The organism is Pseudomonas sp. FSL W5-0299 (assembly GCF_005930655.1).
In the GTDB taxonomy this organism is placed as follows: domain Bacteria; phylum Pseudomonadota; class Gammaproteobacteria; order Pseudomonadales; family Pseudomonadaceae; genus Aquipseudomonas; species Aquipseudomonas mandelii.
Genome location: NZ_RXHX01000113.1, coordinates 1 through 480 on the forward strand (window position 1 = coordinate 1; position 480 = coordinate 480).

2 protein-coding genes are annotated in these 480 nt (G+C 51.9%); both read left to right on the top strand.

From position 1 onward, the window contains the following. Window positions 1-161, top strand: a 161-nt coding sequence (locus FHL16_RS33870; RefSeq protein WP_138739123.1) for a DUF2933 domain-containing protein, incomplete at its 5' end; no start/stop codon positions are given. A 2-nt stretch (window positions 162-163) separates the two neighbouring features. Then, the coding region (locus FHL16_RS33875) for a YHS domain-containing protein (RefSeq protein ID WP_138739124.1) at window positions 164-480 on the top strand (317 nt) is incomplete at its 3' end.

Consider the following 480-nt stretch of genomic DNA (forward strand, 5'->3'; position numbering starts at 1 on the left):
GTGCCTTTTACGTTTTGCGGGAGCATTTCAGCCACGTTTATCCATTTTGGCCTTATCTGATTCTGTTGATCTGTCCATTGATGCACTTTTTTGGACATGGACATGGCGGACATAGCCATGGCGATCAGGCAGCAACCCACAAGGACGAAAAAGGGGAATAGCCATGCCTACCATATCGAGCCACCACGACCACAGTCACGCCCATGCTGCTCCGCTCAATGACGATGATCTACGTGACCCGGTGTGCGGAATGGCAGTCACTTCATCAAGTAAGTTTGGTGAGTCTTATCAGGGACAGACATATCAATTTTGTAGCCTGAAATGCCAGGAGAAGTTTCGAGCTGATCCTGAACGCTACAGCGGTAATGTTTCGAGCGCCGAATCCCGCGTCACCTCTTCAGAGTCTGCGGTACAAACAGGCACTGAGTTTACCTGTCCGATGCACCCGGAAATACGCCAGCCCGGACCCGGCAACTGCCC